The organism is Isoptericola croceus, from assembly GCF_029382255.1.
GTDB lineage: Bacteria > Actinomycetota > Actinomycetes > Actinomycetales > Cellulomonadaceae > Isoptericola > Isoptericola croceus.
This window is the reverse complement of sequence record NZ_JARLLG010000183.1, coordinates 1-276: the sequence shown is the minus strand read 5'-3', so window position 1 is coordinate 276 and position 276 is coordinate 1. Positions and strand designations below refer to the sequence as shown.

Below are 276 nucleotides of genomic sequence, written 5' to 3'. Positions count from 1 at the left end.
GCGACGCCCTCGCCCGCCCGCGTCCAGCGCAGCCAGGCGTCCTGCACCGCGTCCTCGGCCTCGGCGACCGAGCCCAGCATGCGATAGGCCAGCCGCTTCAGCCGCGGCCGCTGGGCCTCGAAGGCATCGGTGAGGCCTGCGTCCATGGTCGTCATCCTAGGCCGGGCGCTTGCGCGGCGCGACCGCCTCGCCGGCCACCACCACCCGGGAGCACGCCTTGCCGTAGCCCAGGGCGTACTTGAGCGTCGGGTACATCCGCGCGGCCGTGATCGTCAG

The 276-nt window shown here is 74.3% G+C and carries 1 protein-coding gene; it reads right to left on the bottom strand.

From position 1 onward, the window contains the following. Nucleotides 1-146: sigma factor (locus PZC42_RS21130; RefSeq protein WP_438802982.1), on the bottom strand; the 146-nt coding region annotated here is incomplete at its 3' end. Between the last annotated feature and the right edge of the window lie 130 nt (nucleotides 147-276).